Genomic DNA, 287 nt, shown 5'->3' with positions numbered 1-287 from the left:
CCTGGGGGGCGTGGCCGTGATCATCGCCGGCTTCGTGATGCGGGCCAATCCGGTGCTGGTCGTGATCGCCGCCTGCGCCACCACCGGCATCGCCGCGGCCATGCCGGTCGGGCAGATCCTCGCCTCGCTCGGCACCGCCTTCATCAAGACGCGCAACCTGCCTTTGATTTTGCTGCTGCCGCTGGCGGCCATCGGCCTGCTCGCGCGCTTCGGCCTCAAAGAGCACGCGCAGGCCGCCATCGCCCGGATCCGGGTCGCCACCCCCGGGCGCCGGCTGAGCGCCTACC

Annotated in this window: 1 protein-coding gene; it reads left to right on the top strand. The window is 72.1% G+C overall.

Annotated features, from left to right (window positions below; all coding sequences use genetic code 11):
- A partial coding sequence (locus D0817_RS25450; RefSeq protein ID WP_202866553.1) for a 5-oxoproline transporter, DUF969 family subunit occupies positions 1-287 on the top strand: 287 nt, incomplete at both ends.

Source organism: Flavobacterium cupreum (assembly GCF_003996965.1).
Classification (GTDB): domain Bacteria; phylum Bacteroidota; class Bacteroidia; order Flavobacteriales; family Flavobacteriaceae; genus Flavobacterium; species Flavobacterium cupreum.
Note: the sequence above shows the minus strand (reverse complement) of the source record. Positions and strands in the feature narration are given on the sequence as shown.